14 protein-coding genes are annotated in these 18,687 nt (G+C 56.4%); all 14 read right to left on the bottom strand.

What is annotated here, in order from left to right:
* Positions 1–2 precede the first annotated feature (2 nt).
* Positions 3–3,449: a DNA polymerase III subunit alpha gene (gene dnaE / locus DSL70_RS08695; RefSeq protein ID WP_119307530.1), complete on the bottom strand. Its 3,447-nt coding sequence runs from the start codon at positions 3,447–3,449 to the stop codon at positions 3–5.
* Positions 3,450–4,239: 790 nt separating this feature from the next.
* Positions 4,240–4,908, bottom strand: a complete 669-nt coding sequence (locus DSL70_RS08700; protein ID WP_245418167.1) for an ABC transporter ATP-binding protein — start codon at positions 4,906–4,908, stop codon at positions 4,240–4,242.
* Between the two features lie 319 nt (positions 4,909–5,227).
* Positions 5,228–6,496: a lipoprotein-releasing ABC transporter permease subunit gene (locus DSL70_RS08705; RefSeq protein ID WP_205563205.1), complete on the bottom strand. Its 1,269-nt coding sequence runs from the start codon at positions 6,494–6,496 to the stop codon at positions 5,228–5,230.
* Positions 6,497–6,566: 70 nt separating this feature from the next.
* Positions 6,567–7,889, bottom strand: coding sequence for a proline--tRNA ligase (gene proS, locus DSL70_RS08710; protein ID WP_119307531.1), 1,323 nt, complete (start codon positions 7,887–7,889; stop codon positions 6,567–6,569).
* An 842-nt stretch (positions 7,890–8,731) separates the two neighbouring features.
* Complete coding sequence (locus DSL70_RS08715) at positions 8,732–9,007, bottom strand: DUF1467 family protein (RefSeq protein WP_119307532.1); 276 nt, start codon at positions 9,005–9,007, stop codon at positions 8,732–8,734.
* Between the two features lie 26 nt (positions 9,008–9,033).
* On the bottom strand, positions 9,034–9,438 hold the full coding sequence (mce, locus tag DSL70_RS08720) for a methylmalonyl-CoA epimerase (RefSeq protein ID WP_119307880.1): 405 nt from the start codon (positions 9,436–9,438) through the stop codon (positions 9,034–9,036).
* 92 nt (positions 9,439–9,530) lie between these two features.
* Complete coding sequence (locus DSL70_RS08725) at positions 9,531–11,195, bottom strand: ribonuclease J (protein ID WP_119307533.1); 1,665 nt, start codon at positions 11,193–11,195, stop codon at positions 9,531–9,533.
* A gap of 30 nt (positions 11,196–11,225) precedes the next feature.
* Positions 11,226–12,002 (bottom strand): biotin--[acetyl-CoA-carboxylase] ligase, encoded by a 777-nt coding sequence (locus DSL70_RS08730; protein ID WP_162916482.1) that lies wholly within the window; start codon positions 12,000–12,002, stop codon positions 11,226–11,228.
* Between the two features lie 175 nt (positions 12,003–12,177).
* Entirely contained in the window at positions 12,178–13,623 is a 1,446-nt protein-coding gene (gene nuoN / locus DSL70_RS08735; RefSeq protein WP_119307535.1) for an NADH-quinone oxidoreductase subunit NuoN, read from the bottom strand.
* Between the two features lie 35 nt (positions 13,624–13,658).
* On the bottom strand, positions 13,659–15,170 hold the full coding sequence (locus tag DSL70_RS08740; RefSeq protein WP_119307536.1) for an NADH-quinone oxidoreductase subunit M: 1,512 nt from the start codon (positions 15,168–15,170) through the stop codon (positions 13,659–13,661).
* Positions 15,170–17,125: an NADH-quinone oxidoreductase subunit L gene (gene nuoL / locus DSL70_RS08745; protein WP_119307537.1), complete on the bottom strand. Its 1,956-nt coding sequence runs from the start codon at positions 17,123–17,125 to the stop codon at positions 15,170–15,172. The genes DSL70_RS08740 and nuoL overlap by 1 nt, the downstream gene beginning before the upstream one ends.
* 8 nt (positions 17,126–17,133) lie before the next feature.
* On the bottom strand, positions 17,134–17,442 hold the full coding sequence (gene nuoK, locus DSL70_RS08750) for an NADH-quinone oxidoreductase subunit NuoK (protein WP_119307538.1): 309 nt from the start codon (positions 17,440–17,442) through the stop codon (positions 17,134–17,136).
* Between the two features lie 75 nt (positions 17,443–17,517).
* On the bottom strand, positions 17,518–18,132 hold the full coding sequence (locus DSL70_RS08755; protein ID WP_119307539.1) for an NADH-quinone oxidoreductase subunit J: 615 nt from the start codon (positions 18,130–18,132) through the stop codon (positions 17,518–17,520).
* A gap of 63 nt (positions 18,133–18,195) precedes the next feature.
* Positions 18,196–18,684 (bottom strand): NADH-quinone oxidoreductase subunit NuoI, encoded by a 489-nt coding sequence (nuoI, locus tag DSL70_RS08760; protein WP_119307540.1) that lies wholly within the window; start codon positions 18,682–18,684, stop codon positions 18,196–18,198.
* Between the last annotated feature and the right edge of the window lie 3 nt (positions 18,685–18,687).

Consider the following 18,687-nt stretch of genomic DNA (forward strand, 5'->3'; position numbering starts at 1 on the left):
TCCTAGGCTGCCCCCACCTCGACATCGACAACACCCGGGATTGCCTTCAGCGCGCGCCCGACTTCCGGCGAGACATAATATTTGCCCTTGAGCCGCATCTCGACCTCGCACTGGCCCTCGTCCAGCATCACGATGACCGAAACCTCGCCATCGCCGCGATCGTCAAGCTGCTTTTGCAGCGAAGACAGCGGCTTGGGATCATTGACAAACACCCGCATGACCTTTTGCATGCCATCGCTTTCAAGCGGCCGCACGTTGTTGATGCGCACAGAAATGCCCTCCGGCCTTTCATCTGCCCCAACCTCAAGAATGACCGTCTTACCTGGCTCAAGCATATCGCGGAACCGCGCCAGTGCCTCGGAGAATAGCACCGCCTCATACTGCCCGGTCGGATCGGATACTGTGATAATGCCCATCCTGTTGCCGGTCTTGGTCTTGCGTTCCTGACGCGCCGTAATGGTCCCGGCTAGACGGCCTGCGCTCGCGCCCTGCTTGACGGCCAGCTCGAACGGTTGCCATAGCTGGATTCGCATCTTCTCAAGCTGCGGCACATATTCATCGAGAGGATGCGCGGAAAGATAAAAGCCGATGGCGCTATATTCCCGCTGCAGCTTCTGCTCGCTGGTCCATGGTCGAACATCAGGCAACGGCAGCGGCGCCGCTTCCTGCTCACCAAACAGACCGCCCTGCCCGGAAGACGCATCGCGGGTATGGCTGGTGGCCTCGCCCATGATCACGTCGATGGAGGCAACAACCTGCGCCCGGTTCGGATTGAGCACATCAAAGGTGCCAGCGGCGGCCAGATTCTCGATCGTCCGCTTGTTGATCACGCGCGGGCTGATGCGCTTGGCGAAATCGGCCAGATCCTTGAACGGCTTGTCGCCGCGCACGTCCATGATGTGTTCGGCGGCAGGCTGCCCGACACCCTTGATGGCGGCCATGGAATAGATGATCGATCCATCCTTGACCACAAACTCGACGCCGGATTCATTGATGGACGGCGGACGCACCTCGATACCCAGGCGGATGGCGTCCCGGCGGAATTCCGAGAGTTTGTCCGTGTTGTTCATATCGAGCGTCATGATGGCGGCGAGAAATTCAACCGGATAATTGGCCTTCATATAGGCGGTCTGATAGGCCACCAGAGCATAAGCCGCCGCGTGTGACTTGTTAAAGCCATAGTCGGCGAACTTGGCAACGAGGTCATAGATCTCGGAAGCCTGCTCACGGGCAACGCCACGTTCCTCAGCACCATCGCAGAAGAACACCCGCTGCTTTTCCATCTCCTCGCGGATCTTCTTGCCCATCGCGCGGCGAAGCATGTCAGCCTGACCGAGGGTATAGCCGGAAAGGATCTGCGCGATCTGCATCACCTGTTCCTGGTAGATGATGATGCCGTAGGTTTCCTTGAGCACCGGCTCAAGCAGATCATGCATATAGTCCGGCTTTTCCTCGCCACGCTTTCGGGCGCAATAGACCGGAATGTTGGCCATTGGCCCCGGTCGATAGAGCGCCACGATAGCGATGATGTCCTCGAACTGGTCAGGCTTCATGTCGAGCAGTGCCTTGCGCATGCCCATACTTTCAAGCTGGAACACACCGACGGTCTCGCCCTTGCAGAGAATCTCGTAGGATTTCGGATCGTCAATCGGGATCTCGGACAGATTGAGCTCAATCCCGCGCTGGGCCACGAACCGCACAGCGGTCTGCAGCACCGTAAGCGTCTTGAGGCCAAGGAAGTCAAACTTGACCAGACCTGTCTTTTCCACCCACTTCATGTTGAACTGGGTGACCGGCATGTCAGAGCGCGGGTCGCGGTACATCGGCACCAGCTTGTCGAGTGACCGGTCGCCGATCACCACACCAGCCGCGTGGGTCGAGGTATGACGATAAAGCCCCTCAAGCTTCAGCGAAATGGAAATGAGTCGATCAACGATTTCCTCTTCCTTGCGCGCCTCGACAAGACGGGGCTCCTGCTCCAGCGCCTCGGGTAGCGACACGGAAACCGCTCCCTTCATTGGCACCAGCTTGCACAGCTTGTCGACCTGACCGAACGGCATCTGCAAGACGCGCCCCACGTCGCGCAGCACCATTCGGGCCTGCAGCGTACCATAGGTGATGATCTGCCCCACATTGCTCCAGCCATATTTGCGCTGAACATAATGCACCACTTCTTCACGCCGGTCCTGACAGAAGTCGATATCGAAGTCGGGCATCGACACGCGTTCCGGATTGAGGAAACGTTCGAACAGCAGGGCAAAGCGCAAGGGATCAAGGTCGGTAATGGTCAGCGACCAGGCCACCAGCGACCCCGCACCGGAGCCACGGCCCGGCCCGACAGGGATGCCATGTTCCTTGGCCCACTTGATGAAGTCGGCAACGATGAGGAAGTAGCCGGGAAACTTCATCGAAACGATGATGCCGAGCTCAAACTCGAGTCGCTCCCAATAGGATTCCTCGGTCAACCCGGGAGCCAGCCCGTGCACATCAAGGCGCTTGCGCAGACCTTCCTCGGCCTGTTTACGCAGCTCGGCAGCCTCATGGCGCTCGGCTTCCTCCGGATCGGCGTCAGCACCGGCAAACCGCGGCAGGAGCGGTTTGACCGTGCGCACGCGCGTTGAACAACGGCGGGCAATCTCGATTGTATTTTCAAGCGCCTCAGGAAGATCCGAGAACAGCTCGACCATCTCTTCCTGCGATTTCAGATAATAGTCGCGGGTCAGCTGCCGCCGGTCACTTTGAATGAGAACCTTGCTCTCGGCGATGGCCAGCAGCGCATCATGGGCCTCGAAATCTTCCTTCTCACTGAAATAGACGTCATTCGTAGCGACCAGAGGAATGTCCATCTCATAAGCGAGATCTATGATCAGCGGCTCCACCGCAACCTCTGAAGCCATGCCCTGACGCATGATCTCGACATAGAGGCGGTCGCCAAAAATGGTCTTGAGTGCAGCCAGACGGTCCCTCGCCTTTGGCGCATGATTGCTCGCCAGCATTCGGTCAACAGGACCGTTGCTGCCGCCAGTCAGACAAATGATCCCTGCTCCCAACTCCTCAAGGTCTGAAATACTGACATGCGGCTCCCGATCGTCTTCCGGCGCGAGATAGGAGCGGGACACCAGAAGCTTCATGTTTGCCCAACCCTCGTCGGTCGCCGCCAACAACACGAGCGACGGCAACTGCGTATGACCCGCCCCCTGAAAATCGCCGTCCTGGCAGTTGAGTTCTACCTGACAGGCCATGATCGGCTGAATGCCCTCAGAAACAGCCTTTTCCGAGAATTCGAGCGCCCCGAACATGTTGCGCGTATCGGTGATTGCCACCGCAGGCATATGGAGGCTTTTGGTCTTCTTGATGATCTTGGCAACGGGCATCGCTCCCTCCAGCAAGGAGTAAGCCGAGTGCACATGCAGATGAATGAATTTCAGAGTGTCAGACAGTCCATCCATGGAACACAAGCCTTCCCGTCAAATCTCGCAAGAACAGATACCAAAGCGCGAGAATCATATCGCACAGGATCACGAGAATAGAAAAGGTCACCGAGAATGGCAAAGCCCGACCGGCCGCTTTTTGACATTTGACCCAACAGGCCGAAGACCGGCAGAAGCCGCCGCACAAAACCGGGAATATGTAAAACCCCCGATCTTATCTTTGTTCACAATAGTGGGATCACCTGGCCCGATTACACCAGAACCTGCATCCACACACCAATCATGGACATGAAGGTAATCAGGGAGCCAAGCGCAAGAACATCACGAATAATCATAACCAGACCTCAAATTTGTTCGCGTTATAAACTCATTATGTATTTGTTTTGTTCTCATTGCAAGCGAATTATCTTAAACCTGCAGAGTGCATTTTATTACAATTTTCCAAATAGTTAGGGGGATTTGTTCTCTTTTTATTCACACTCCTTCAAACAGAGCGGCCAAGAAGAAGGAATGAGCCACAACGCGCCAGCTAAATTTGACAAGCTGTGCACAAGGCGCCTCCTGTCCTCAGGATGTGCACAGGCTATCCCCAAAAAGGAGCGCCATTTCCCTCGCACTTTCCTGGATATCCAACATTGTCCACCAGCCATCAACAGCCGGGCAGCAAACAACCGGGAGGAAATCATGGGAGAACAGACGGAGGAAAGCAGGTCTGAGGCCTGCTTCATGGGCCACAGAAAAATAGTGCATCAGGAGCAGAGGAAAGGCCCGCCAGCTAATCTAGACGGCAGGCAGAGAAAAAGCCTTCTCAAAGATCGACGATCTTGCCGTCAACCAGCGTGATCTGGCGATCCATGCGTTCTGCCAGAAACAGATTGTGAGTGGCAACCAGCGCAGCGATTCCGGACTGCTTGACCAGAGCATTGAGCGCCTTGAAAACATATTCCGAGGTATTCGGATCAAGGTTGCCGGTCGGCTCGTCAGCCAATAGCACACGGGGCGCATTGGCCATGGCGCGAGCTATTGCAACGCGCTGCTTCTCGCCACCGGAAAGCTCGCTTGGCCGATGGTCAGAACGGTGATCGATCTTCATGTAAGCCAGCAGCTCCTTTGCCCGGACCTCGGCTTCCTTGCGATTCTCACCTCGAATGAGCTGTGGCAGCATGACATTTTCGAGTGCCGAGAATTCCGCCAGCAGATGATGGAACTGATAGACAAAGCCGATCTCGTTGCGGCGCATCAGCGTGCGCGCCCGATCGACAGCCTGACTTTGCGCAACCTGCGCGATATAGACCTCCCCCGAAGTCGGACGCTCCAGCAGGCCGGCAATATGCAGCAAGGTGGACTTGCCCGCGCCGGATGGCGCAACCAGCGCCACCATTTCACCGGCCCGAACCACCAGATTCGCACCATTCAGAACGACCAGATCTTCCTCGGCCTGTTCATAGGATCGGTGAATATTGTCGAGCACCAGCAGCGGCTCGTTAAGTTCAGTATCACCAAATCCTGAACCTTTGTCCGCAGCGCCGGAAACACTTCCCCCGGAGCCGAATGACGCCGGATACTCCGTCACAGCCGCATCAGCAGCAACTCCGGTACCGTCGTCGCTGGCCGGATAGGAAGTTGGCATGACGGGGATGCTCGAGGTCAACTCGACAAAATTGCCGGATGCTTCATAGGAGCTGGCAGACGATGCGCCACCGCTGGCAACTTGCGCCGGAGCGGCCTTCGGTTCCTTGGCCCTCGCTGCCTTGCGCTTTTCTTCATCGCTCAGGATCGGCCAGAAAAAGCTTTTCTTATTCATACCGAAGAGCCTCCACCGGATCGAGACGCGCTGCACGCCACGCAGGATAGAGCGTGGCAAGGAAAGACAGAACCAGCGAAATCGCCAGTACGGAGATTGTTTCTGAGGCATTCATGTCCGCAGGAAGCTTGGAGAGGAAATAGAGTTCAGGCGAAAACAGCTCGGTCCGCGTAATCCAGGAAACAAACTGTCGGATTGACTCGATATTGAGACACACCACCAGCCCCAAAAAGAATCCGGCAAAGGTGCCGACAAACCCGATGGCCGCCCCGGTAATCATGAAAATCCGCATGATCGAAGCGCGGGTTGCGCCCATGGTCCGGAGAATGGCGATGTCGCTGCCCTTGTCCTTGACCAGCATGATGAGACCGGAAATGATGTTCAGCGCCGCCACCAGAATGATCAGTGTGAGGATGATGAACATCAGGTTGCGCTCGACCTCAAGCGCAGAGAAGAAGGTGACATTTCGATAGCGCCAGTCGGTCATGAAGATCTGCTGACCGATCGCCTCCTCGACAGCCGGGCGCAATTCACCCACCCTGTCCGGGTCATCGAGATAGACCTCGATGGCAGAAACCTTGCCATCCTGATTGAAATAGGCCTGTGCGGCCGACAACGGCATGAAGATGAAGGTGCTGTCATATTCGCTCATGCCGATCTCGAAGATCGCCTTGACCGGATAGGACTTGATACGTGGCGCGACCCCCATCGGCGTCACCGCCCCTTTGGGCGAGATCAGCGTGACGCGATCCCCGGCGATCACACCGAGCGAACGGGCAAGGCGGGAACCAAGTGCTACCCCTTCGGATTCGTCAAAGCCTTCGAATGTGCCCTGAAGAACATTGCTGGAAACCAGCTTGAGCTTGTCGATGCTTTCCTTCGACATGCCACGCACAAGCGCACCAACCGAACCGCCCGCTCCGGATGCAAGGATCTGTCCTTCGACAAAGGGAATGGCAAAGCTGACGCCATTGACACCGTCAACGCGTTTGACGATGCCGTCATAGTCCGTCAGTTCCTTGTCCATCGGCTGGACGACCAGATGGCCGTTGATGCCGAGAATCTTGTCCAGCAGTTCGGAGCGGAAGCCATTCATCACGGCCATGACGATGATGAGCGTTGCAACGCCCAACATGATTCCGAAAAAGGAAAGCCAGGAAATGACGGAAACGAAGGCATCCCGTCTACGGGACCGCAAATAACGGAACGCCATCATCCATTCAAACAGAGCAAACGGCGATTGGACCTTTGGCGCGGACATTCAATTCTCCAGACGGAACGGTCGCCCGCCCGGAACTCCGCAGCAGGCGACACATTCTTGATTTATCGAATCATTTACCGGCGATGATACGATCTACAACCCCGTCGAGGGAAACCATTTCACGTGCCCCTGTGGCGCGATCCTTGATTTCCACCTCATTCGACGCAAGGCCACGCGGCCCGACGATAATCTGCGTCGGCAACCCGATAAGATCCATCGTGGCAAATTTCGCGCCAGCCTGACCGGCGCGGTCATCATAGAGGACGTCAAATCCGGCATTTCCAAGGCGCTCGTAAAGAGCGTCACTGGCTGCCGTGGTTTCGGCGTTGTCGGCCTTCATGTTGATGAGGCCGATATCGAACGGTGCAACCGACTTCGGCCAGATGATGCCGTTTTCGTCATGGCTGGCTTCAATGATACCGCCCAGAAGACGGGATACACCAACACCGTAGGAGCCCATGTGAACCGGATATTCCTTGCCGTCGGCAGCCATCACGTTGGCGTTCATCTTGCCGGAATACTTGGTGCCGAAATAGAAGATGTGACCAACTTCGATGCCGCGCGCTGCGATCCGGTCTTCTTCAGGAACAGCGTTGAAGGCAGCCTCGTCGTGCATATCCTCTGTTGCCGCATATTCACGGGTCCAGTCCTCGACAATGCCGGAAAGATCGCCGCCGAAGTCCACGTCATCGCCGGGCACGGTCTTGGTGAGATAGTTCTTGTGACAGAACACCTCACTCTCACCGGTATCCGCCAGAATGATGAATTCATGGCTGAGGTTGCCCCCGATCGGGCCGGTATCGGCCTTCATCGGAATGGCGGTCATGCCGAGACGCTTGAAGGTGCGCAGATAGGCAACGAACATGCGGTAGTAGGCTTCGCGAGCCCGGGCTTCATCCATGTCGAAGCTGTAAGCGTCCTTCATCAGGAACTCGCGACCGCGCATCACACCGAAGCGAGGACGAATCTCGTCACGAAACTTCCACTGAATGTGATAGAGGTTGAGCGGCAGATCCTTGTAGGACTTCACATAGGTACGGAAGATGTCCGTGATCATTTCTTCGTTGGTCGGGCCAAACAGCATGTCGCGTTCGTGGCGATCGACGATTCGCAGCATTTCCTTGCCATAATCGTCATAGCGGCCGCTCTCTTTCCAGAGTTCGGCGGGCTGCAAGGTCGGCATGAGCAGTTCGATGGCGCCCGAGCGGTCCTGTTCTTCCCGAACAATCTGCTCGACCTTGCGCAACACTTTGAGCCCCAGCGGCAACCAGCTGTAGATACCGGCCTGTTGCTGGCGGATCATGCCAGCGCGAAGCATATAGCGATGGGATACGATTTCTGCTTCTTTCGGGGTTTCCTTGAGAATTGGCAGAAAATAACGGGAAAGACGCATGGATCTGGCTCTTTCATTAAAACAAAACGGATTTCGCGCGGATCAATTGAACGGCAGCCACAAAAGCCCCAAAAACTGACCGCATATCACTCGACGTCTTTATAGACCGAGATCGATTCTGAGACAGCAAATATCGAACAAGAAGCCTGGAGTTCGACTTTTTACACAGGCAGAGCGGTCAGAGAAGGTAAATATTACCATTCACTTATTCTAAAGACGAATAACAAAGTCGATTTCGCTTTGCTGATGATTTTCGATCTCAAAAAACGCGAAAAAATACGCAATTGCTTAAAAATAGTGATGACAAAATGGGCGTTTGGGATTAATGTCCCTGCATAATGATAAGAGATACGCTCACCACCGTTATCTCACTTCGCGCAGTAATGTCTTGGGAGGATACATATCTCGGGCGCGCTTTTTAGCCGCAGCCGTTCAGCATCAGCAAAACCACAAATGCAAGCTGAATTATGAGATCACGACGCGATCACTTAAAAAACAAGGCTTCGGCCTTGTTTTTTTTTGCCTTTTCCCTCGGACACCCTTCATGTCGTGACGACGGATAGCGATTTCAAGTGACAGCGACATGACATTTTATCCAAAGCCAGCAAAAATGCATCGATCAGGTCTCTGTGTTGCAGCAACGCAACAGGTCCAGACACACTGACCCACACTCCCCCTCAAAGACCAAAAAGGGCTTGCAACGCCATCTGCCCGTGCCAGCCACAGGCATTCACCATCCTGTAAACAACAGGAAGGTGATGACAGGATCGTCAAACAGGGTCGGGCTTCAAGGGAAAGGGGCTGCCTGCAGAGCACGTCCGCCAGACAAACAACGGAGAACCTTACTTCAGGCTATCCGGCATGGGCAGAAGGGACAGAAGATCAGGACCAAGGCCCTGAACTTCTATTGCCCAATAGAAGAGACCAAACAGCACGCTCGCCAGAATGGTCGTGGCAACGGCCTTGCGCAGCATCATCGCCTTTGCCGGAGCACTGGCCGTGGTTCCGAGCCGCCGATCATTCACCTCAGCCTGGGTGCGAACACCGAAAGGCAGGACAATGAACAGCGAGAGCCACCAGATGATGAAATAGACGGCAAGGCCGCTAACCAAACTCATGAAGTCTTCCTTGTTGAAGGAAAGGCTTATACCTGTTCCAGCTCGGTCAAAGTACCGCAGAAGTCTTTCGGATGCAGGAAGATAACCGGTTTGCCGTGTGCGCCAATCTTCGGTTCGCCGTCGCCAAGAACGCGAGCGCCTTCAGCTTTCAGCTTGTCGCGGGCAGCGATGATATCTTCAACTTCGTAGCAAACATGGTGGATACCGCCAACGGTGTTCTTTTCAACGAACTTTGCAAGCGGGCTATTTTCCCCGAGAGGCTCCAGCAGCTCGATTTTGGTGTTTGGCAGTATAACAAAGACCACCTTCACGCCATGTTCAGGAATTTCCTGTGGCTCAGAGCATTCTGCACCCAGTACGCCGCCATAGGTGGCAACGGCTTTTTCAAGACTCGGTACGGCAATAGCCACATGGTTCAAACGACCAATCATTTCCATGCATCCTTTTTTCACTGTGTTGTTTACCGGTCAGGGCTTGCCGACGCGACAAGTCTTTAGTCTTACCGGAAACGCATTCCTCACTGTCATACAAGGTTGATCATGACTGCGACAACTGGCTTTTTGGACCACTTTTGGTTCACTTCAGAGCGGACAGACCGCCTGACAGCCTCGCGCAGCACCTCGACATCCTTGCGTTTCTTGGCTGGCATCCCTTTCAGGGCACCAAAAATCCCGGCTTCCACGATTTCAACAAACAACTGATCATTTGCATCTCTCTCTGGAATCCCGGCGAGAGCCATCTGTGGATGGCCCAGGATTTCCCCCTTGCGGCTGATCGTGATCGCCACGGAAATATGCCCCACGTAGGAAAGCTTGCGCCGTTCCTGTATCCCCATTTCCTCGAAGGTGCCAACGAGCGATCCGTCCTTGTAGAGGCGACCGCCGAAATATTCGTCCCAGGCTTTGACAGTACCACCGGCCAGGCGAGCCATCCAGCCGTTGCGTACGTGCAAAATTTCCTTTACGCCCATCTCCCGCGCCAGACGGGCATGTGCCCGCAGATGCATTTCCTCGCCATGAACGGGAATCGCGATTCTGGGCCGGAGCCATTCATAGAGCTTGCGCATGTCACCACGCCGCGGATGACCGGAAACATGCACGGCGGCATCCCGGTCGGTGATGATCTCGATATCCTGCGCTGCAAGATTGTTGATCACCTCGTTGATGGCGCGTTCGTTGCCCGGAATGGCCTTGGAAGAAAAGATCACCTGATCGCCCTTGGAAAGTTGCACGGTGGGGTGTTCCTTGGCCGCGACGCGGGCAAGCGCCGCCCGTTTTTCACCCTGTGAGCCGGTGAGAATGGCGACAACCTTGTCGCGCGGCAGATAGCCATAGTCATCATCGGAGATGAAGGGCGGCAGATCCTGCAGATAGCCCTGCTCCTGCGCCACTTCGATGAAGCGCCACAGCGCCCGCCCGACAACCACACACTGGCGATCATTGGCCCGGGCCGCTCTGGCAATTGCCTGAACGCGGGACACGTTGGAAGCAAAGGTCGAAACAGCCACCCGATGCGGAGCCTTGGCAATGAGATGGGTCAGTTCTGCTTCCACTTCCGTTTCCGAAATCGATGATCCTTCGGAAAGGGCATTGGTCGAATCGCACATCAGCGCCAGCACACCCTCGTCACCAAGCTCGATCAGCCGGGCAATGTCTGTTCCCTTGCCGACGCCGGGAGTGGCATCCAGCTTCCAGTCACCGGAGTGGACCACCAGCCCGTGCTCTGTGCGGATGGCCAACGCATTGGCTTCCGGAATCGAATGGGAGACCGGCACAAACTCGACATTGAACGGCCCGATCTGAACCCGGCTGCCCTGCGCGACCCGGTTGACCGGAATATCGCCGCAATCCGGCTCGGATTCAGCCTTGGCCTCGACCAGATCGGCCAGAAAGCCCGTTGCATAGATGGGGGCAGCAAGGCGCGGCCAGAGCGAAAACAGCGCGCCGAAATGATCCTCATGACCATGGGTGATCACGATCCCGTCGATGCGGTCCCTCTCCTGCTCAAGAAAGCGGATATCCGCAAAGATAAGATCGGCGCCGGGATGCGCTTCATTGGCAAATGCCACACCAAAATCGACCACAAGCCAGCGCTTGTCGCCCTCTGGCCCTATTCCGTAAAGGGCCATGTTCATTCCGATTTCCCCTACGCCGCCGAGCGGCATAAAGACCAGTTCAGAAGATATCATACTCTCTCTCAGTGGCGCTTGTTCGCGCCATCATTTTTGCATTTCACCATGCATTCCGGGCAAGAAGACATCGCCCGCATAGATAATCCGTGTCTGACCGTCCGCCAGACGTAAAATCAGGGCGCCGCTCTCGTCCAGCATTTCGAAAGTGCCTTCGACCACCTCATTTGGCAGTCGGGCGACCACATGCTGGCCAAGTCCCTTGGCGCAAGCGAGCCAGTCGGCCCGTATCGAGGCGAAATCCGCCCCGTTGCTCCAGACCGAAAGCCGGTCGTCCATATGAAAGGCCAGCCGTTCCAACAGGGCATCCGGCGCCACCTCATAGCCGCTCTGGGCAATGTCGGCAGCCGCAAGGCCATCTGTCTCAGCCGGATGGGTCTGACAGTTCACGCCGATACCGATGGCAACCGCCATGCGTCCATCCACCAGAAAGGCGCTCTCCAGCAGAATGCCGCAGACTTTCTGGTCGCCCCACAACAGGTCGTTGGGCCATTTGATCCGCACCGAACCGTGCAGATGGGCCGGAATGAGATCGCAGATCGCCCGATGCACCGCCGTTGCGGTCACCAAAGGCAGCTGACCGACCAGACTGGGCGGAGCCGGATTGATCAGCAGCAGGGTAGCTGCCAGATTGCCCGGCTCGGAACTCCAATGGCGTCCGCGCCGTCCTCGTCCCTGGGTTTGCTGACCGGCCTTGATCCAGAGCCCACCCTCTTCGCCACCCTTTGCGGCATCCAGAGCAAACTTGTTGGTGGAGTCGATCGTATCAAAAGAAATGAGGCGATATTTATCGGGTAAACTGATCAATGCGGTTGCTCGATTTGCAAAACCGAATGCTTCGGTATGGTGCGCCTGACAGCAATATTTGGCCAGACAAAAACAGCCCGGACATTGTCCGGGCAGCCACTACATACCACAACAGTCTGTCACTGTCTTGCAAAAGAACCACATTTCTTTGCGCCGAAACGAAAAGAAATGCGCCTCAAAAGAAGCTGTTTGCCGCCGCTTCCGCGACCGCACGGATGGGGCCGACATAGAACACCATGGTCGCCATGAACAGGCCGCTGACCACCAGCACGAAGCGCAACTCGCTTGACGGACGCTCGAACGCTGGCGCTGGCTCATCGAAAAACATGATCTTGACGATGCGCAGATAGTAATAGGCCCCGACCACCGACGCCAGTACACCGATGATGGCCAGCGGATAAAGCCCGGCCTCGATTGCAGCCGAGAAGACAAACCACTTGCCAATGAAGCCCCCCATCCATGGCACGCCAGCCAGCGAGAACATCAGGATGCCGAGCAGAACCGCCATCGGCAGATCGCTGCGTGACAGCCCGGCCAGATCATCAATCCGCTCGACCGCTCCGTCCCGCCGACGCATCGACATGATGGCGGCAAAGGTGCCAAGCGTCATGGCCAGATAGGTGATGAGATAGATGATCACCCCGACGACCCCGGCCGAGTTGCCAGCGGCCAGACCAACAAGCGCATAGCCCATGTGGCTGATGGAGGAATAGGCCATCAGTCGCTTGATATTGCGCTGACCGATGGCGGCAAAGGCGCCGAGCACCATCGACAGGATGGAAACAAAGGTGATCACCTGCTGCCATTGCAGGTCCATCGGGTCAAATGCCGTCATCACGGCACGCACGATGAGCCCCATCGCCGCGACCTTGGGAGCCGCCGCAAGGAAAGCCGTCACCGGCGTCGGCGCACCCTCATAGACATCCGGCGTCCACATGTGGAACGGCACAGCGGAAATCTTGAAGGTGAGACCGGCGAGAATGAACACCAGACCGAAGGTGATGCCGATCCCGACCCCTTCCATATGCACGGTATCCGCGATGCCAACAAAGGAGGTCTGACCGGTAAAGCCGTAGACGAGGCTCATGCCATAAAGCAGCATGCCCGAGGACAACGCACCGAGCACGAAATATTTCAGCCCTGCCTCCGTCGCCTTGACGCTGTCGCGCTTGAAGGACGACAGCACATAAAGCGTCAGCGACTGCAGCTCCAGCCCCAGATAGACCGCGATCAGATCATTGGCGGACAGCATCAGCATCATGCCGATGGTCGCCAGCAGCACCAACACCGGATATTCGAAGCGATCAAACTTCTCGACCTGCGCATAGCCCACAGACATGGCGAGAGAAAAGCCGGACCCGATGATCACCAGCACCTTCATCAACCGGGCGAACGGATCCTGAATGAAAGCATCGTTGAAGGTCGTGACCGTGCTGCTCGTCCCCAAAAGGATGATTGCACCGGCGATGATCAGCAGCGCCACAGCAAAGCCATTGACCGCTTGCGAGGTTTTTGATCCGCCAAAAGCGCCAAGCATCAACAATCCCATCGCACCAATCGCCAGAAGGATCTCGGGCAATGCGGGCATCAGATTCGGAAGCGTAGCCAACTCAGTGGTCATCTTTCACTCACTTCATGTTTCGCCTGCACCCTGCTCTATTGAGCAAGAAGCGCAAGCTTGTCCGCAGCGCTCAGGGCTGCCTGATAATTGTTGATCAGATTCTCGACAGCAACGGCCGTGATCGACTGGATTGGCGCCGGATAGAAACCGAACAGGATGGTCAACGCGGCAAGAGGCACGAGAATGAGCTTCTCGCGCGCATCCATATCGAGGATACCCTTGAGGCTTTCCTTCTCCAGCTTGCCGAAAATGATGCGGCGATAGAGCCAGAGCGCGTAGGAGGCCGACAGGATGACACCCGTGGCAGCGAATAGCGCCACCCATGTATTGACCTGGAACACCCCGATGATGGTAAGGAATTCACCGACAAACCCCGAGGTACCGGGCAACCCGATGTTGGCCATGGTGAAAATCATGAACAGCGTTGCAAACACCGGCATCCGGTTGACCAGCCCGCCATAGGCGGAAATCTCGCGCGTATGCATCCGGTCATAGACCACGCCAACGCAGAGGAACAGTGCCCCGGAGACAATACCGTGCGAGATCATCTGGAAAATGCCGCCCTGCACGCCCTGTTGGGTCATCGAAAAGATGCCCATGGTCACATAGCCCATATGGGCAACCGACGAATAGGCGATCAGCTTCTTGATGTCCTGCTGGGCCAGAGCCACCAGCGAGGTATAGATGATGGCAATCACCGACAGGGTGTAGACCAGCGGTGCAAACATCTCGGACGCCACCGGGAACATCGGCAGCGAGAAGCGCAGAAAGCCATAGCCACCCATTTTCAGCAGAATAGCGGCCAGAATGACCGATCCTGCCGTCGGCGCCTGCACATGGGCATCCGGCAACCAGGTATGCACCGGCCACATCGGCATCTTGACCGCGAAGGAGGCAAAGAACGCCAGCCACAGCCAGATCTGCATCTGTTGCGAGAACGGATGCGCAAGCAGGGTCACGATGTCCGTCGTTCCGGCGTCCCAATACATCGCCATCACCGCCAGCAACATCAGCACTGAACCGGCAAGCGTGTAAAGGAAGAACTTGAAACTGGCATAGACCCTGTTCTGTCCGCCCCAGATGCCGATGATCAGGAACATCGGAATGAGACCGGCCTCGAAGAACAGATAGAACAGCACCAGATCGAGCGCGCAGAACACGCCGATCATCATCGTTTCCAGCACAAGGAAGGCAATCATGTATTCCTTCACCCGCTTGGTGATGGAATTGCGGCTGGCGTAGATGGCGGCGGGCATCAGGGCCGTCGTCAGGATGACGAACAGGATGGAGATGCCATCGACCCCCATGCGATAGGAAATCGAAGCGCCGAGCCAGTCAGCCTTCTCCTGCATCTGGAAGCCGGGGTTGTCAGCATCAAACTGGCTGAGGACCAACAGCGAGATCAGGAAGGTGACGACCGTCGTCCAGAGCGCGACATTGGTGATGTTGCGTCTGGCAATCGCGGTATCGCCCTTGACCAGAAGGATCATCAGCGCGCCAACCAGGGGCAGGAAGACGACCGTGGATAGGAGTGGCCAATCGCTCATCAGTGCGTTCCCCCGCTCAGCATCGAATAGGTAATCAGGATCGCCACACCGATCATCATGGCAAAGGCATAGTGATAGACATAGCCGGTTTGCAGCTTGTTGATCCGGTTGGTCAGGGCAACGACCCGCGCCGCAATCCCGTTGGGCCCGAAGCGATCGATGATCCCCTCATCGCCTCTCTTCCAGAGAAGAGAGCCCAGCCCCTTGGCGCCGCGGATGAAGATGAAGCTGTAGAGCTCATCAAAATACCACTTGTTGAGCAGAAAGCGATAAAGCCAGTTGTGCCGCTCTGCCAGCCGCTTGGGTATGACGGGCGAGAGAAGGTAGAACACCACCGCAACGAGGAAGCCGATAGCCATCATTCCGAACGGCGCCAGTTTGACCATCACCGGCACGCCGTGCGACTCATGCATCACTTCATTTTCAGCTCCGGTGAACAGCGCCCCTTTCCAGAACTCGTCATAGGCATGGCCGTAGAAGTAGGATGAGAAGACCATGCCAGCAGCAATGGCTCCAAGCGCCAGAACCATCAGTGGCACCATCATTACCGCCGGGCTTTCATGAATATGAGCCTTGGCGTCCGGGCTCATGCGCTCGCGGCCATGGAAGGTCATGAAGATCAGGCGCCAGCTGTAGAAGCTGGTGAACAGCGCAGCAATCACCGTCATGGCAAAGGCGTAATTGGCCATGCTGTTTGTCGCGGCAAAGGCGGATTCGATGATTGCGTCTTTGGAATTGAACCCGGCAAAGCCCAGAATGGTCCCCGGAATACCAACGCCGGTCAGAGCGAAGGTGCCGATCAGCATCATTGCATAGGTCAGCTTGATATGCTTGCGCAGACCACCCATCCGGCGCATGTCCTGTTCATCGGAAACCGCGTGGATGACCGACCCGGCCCCAAGGAACAACAGCGCCTTGAAGAAGGCATGGGTGAAGAGGTGGAACACTGCAGCCCCATAGGCTCCGATACCCAGCGCCACGAACATGTAGCCCAGCTGCGAACAGGTCGAATAGGCGATCACCCGCTTGATATCGTTCTGAACCAGCCCGACGGTCGCGGCGAAGAAGGCCGTTGTCGCACCAATGAAGGTCACCACTTCCAGCGCGGTTGGAGACAGCTCGAACAACGGCGAGAGGCGCGCCACCATGAAGACACCGGCCGTGACCATGGTTGCGGCATGAATGAGCGCTGAAACCGGCGTTGGCCCTTCCATGGCATCCGGCAACCAGGTGTGCAACAGGAACTGCGCCGACTTGCCCATGGCACCCATGAACAGCAGCAGGCAGATGGTCGTCATCGCATTGAGATCTTGCCCGAGGAAATGGATCGTCGTGTCCTTCATCGCGTCGGCATTGGCGAAAATGTTGCCAAAGCTCACGCTATCAAACAGCACATAGATGCCGCAAAGGCCAAGCAGGAAGCCGAAGTCGCCGACGCGGTTGACGATGAACGCCTTCATGGCAGCGGCATTGGCCGAGGGTTTCTGATACCAGAAGCCGATCAGCAGATAGGACGCCAGACCAACGCCTTCCCATCCGAAGAACATCTGCAACAGATTGTCGGCCGTGACCAACGACAGCATCGCAAAGGTAAACAGCGACAGATAGGCAAAGAACCGGGCGCGATTGGGGTCGGCATGCATGTAGCCGATCGAATAGATATGCACCAGCGCCGAGATCGTGTTGACCACGACCAGCATCACCACCGTCAGCGTGTCGACACGGATGGCCCAGTCGATCTGCAGATCGCCAGAGCTGATCCACGTCAGGATATTGACCGTCTGCGGCGAGCCATGCCCGATGCCAACCGACAGGAAGGCGATCCACGACAGGAGGGCTGCAATGACCAGCAGCGTGCTGGTGATGATTTCCGATGCCTTATGCCCCAACGTGCGGCCAAAGAAACCGGCGATCAGAAAGCCGATGAGCGGCAGAAAGAGAATGGCCGAATACATGTGATCTCTCAGCCTTTCATCATATTGACATCTTCAACCGCGATGGAGCCGCGATTGCGATAGAACACGACAAGAATGGCCAGCCCAATTGCCGCCTCGGCGGCAGCAACCGTCAGCACGAGCAGACCGAATATCTGCCCGCCCAGATCCCCCAAAAAGGAAGAAAAGGCCACAAAATTGATATTCACCGCCAAGAGGATCAATTCGACCGACATCAGAATGACGATGACATTCTTGCGGTTGATGAAAATGCCGAACATGCCGATCACGAACAGGATCGCTGCAACGGTCAGATAATGGCTAAGCCCGATTTCCATCTCTCTGTCTGTCCCTTCTTGGTGCGCCCGCTTCTCTGCGGGCCCTACTGGAAACTGCTGGCGGAAGCGCGGCGGCTAAATGCCGGAGCCCGTTTCCACCTCAACAATCTCGATTGAATTCTCAACGGTGCGCGCGACCTGACGCTCGATCTTCTGCCGTTTGACATCGGTACGGTGATGCAGCGTCAAAACGATCGCCCCGACCATCGCCACGAACAGGATCAGCGCGGCGGTCTGGAAGTAGAAAATATATTTGGTGTAGAGCAGCGAGCCTATGGCCTCGATGTTGGAGACCTGCGCGATATCCGGCATGGGTTCACCAAGGTTCGCGGCAAGATCCGGACTGACAGCCCAGCCACCAAAAGCCACCAGAAGCTCGGCCAGCAGCACAACACCCACCACCAGTCCGATCGGCATATACTGAAGGAAGCCGGCGCGCATCTCGACAAAGTCGACATCCAGCATCATCACGATGAACAGGAACAGCACTGCAACTGCCCCGACATAGACAACCACCAGCAACATGGCCAGAAACTCGGCCCCGAGCAGCACGAACAGGGCTGCGGCATTAAAGAAGGCCAGGATGAGGAACAGCACCGAATGAACAGGATTGCGCGCACCGATGACCATCAGTGCCGAGATCAGCAGCACCGCCGAGAACAAATAGAAGAAGACGCTCTGAAGGATCATGTCTTTTGCTTTCCTGCGTCCCTTGCGGGAGGCAATTCTCCTTGAAATCTCTTTGTGGCGGCCTTAGCGATAAGGCGCGTCCAGTGCGATATTCCGTGCCAGTTCCTGTTCCCACCGTTCCCCGTTCTCAAGCAGCTTCTGCTTGTCGTAGAACAGCTCTTCGCGGGTTTCCGTCGCAAATTCGAAATTCGGACCCTCGACAATCGCTTCCACCGGGCAGGCCTCCTGGCAATAGCCGCAATAGATGCATTTGGTCATGTCGATGTCATAGCGCGTCGTGCGGCGGCTGCCGTCATTGCCGCGCGGACCGGCCTCGATGGTGATCGCCTGCGCCGGGCAAATGGCCTCGCACAGCTTGCAGGCAATGCAGCGCTCTTCCCCGTTGGGATAGCGGCGCAACGCATGCTCGCCCCGGAATCGCGGCGACTGTGGCCCCTTTTCGAACGGATAGTTGACCGTCGACTTGGGCGAGAAGAAATAGCGCATCGACAGCGTGAAGGCCGAAACGAACTCCTTCAGCATCAGCGATTTTGCAGCCTGAGCCAGTGCCATCAA

The organism is Cohaesibacter haloalkalitolerans (assembly GCF_003574655.1).
Taxonomy (GTDB): Bacteria; Pseudomonadota; Alphaproteobacteria; order Rhizobiales; family Cohaesibacteraceae; genus Cohaesibacter; species Cohaesibacter haloalkalitolerans.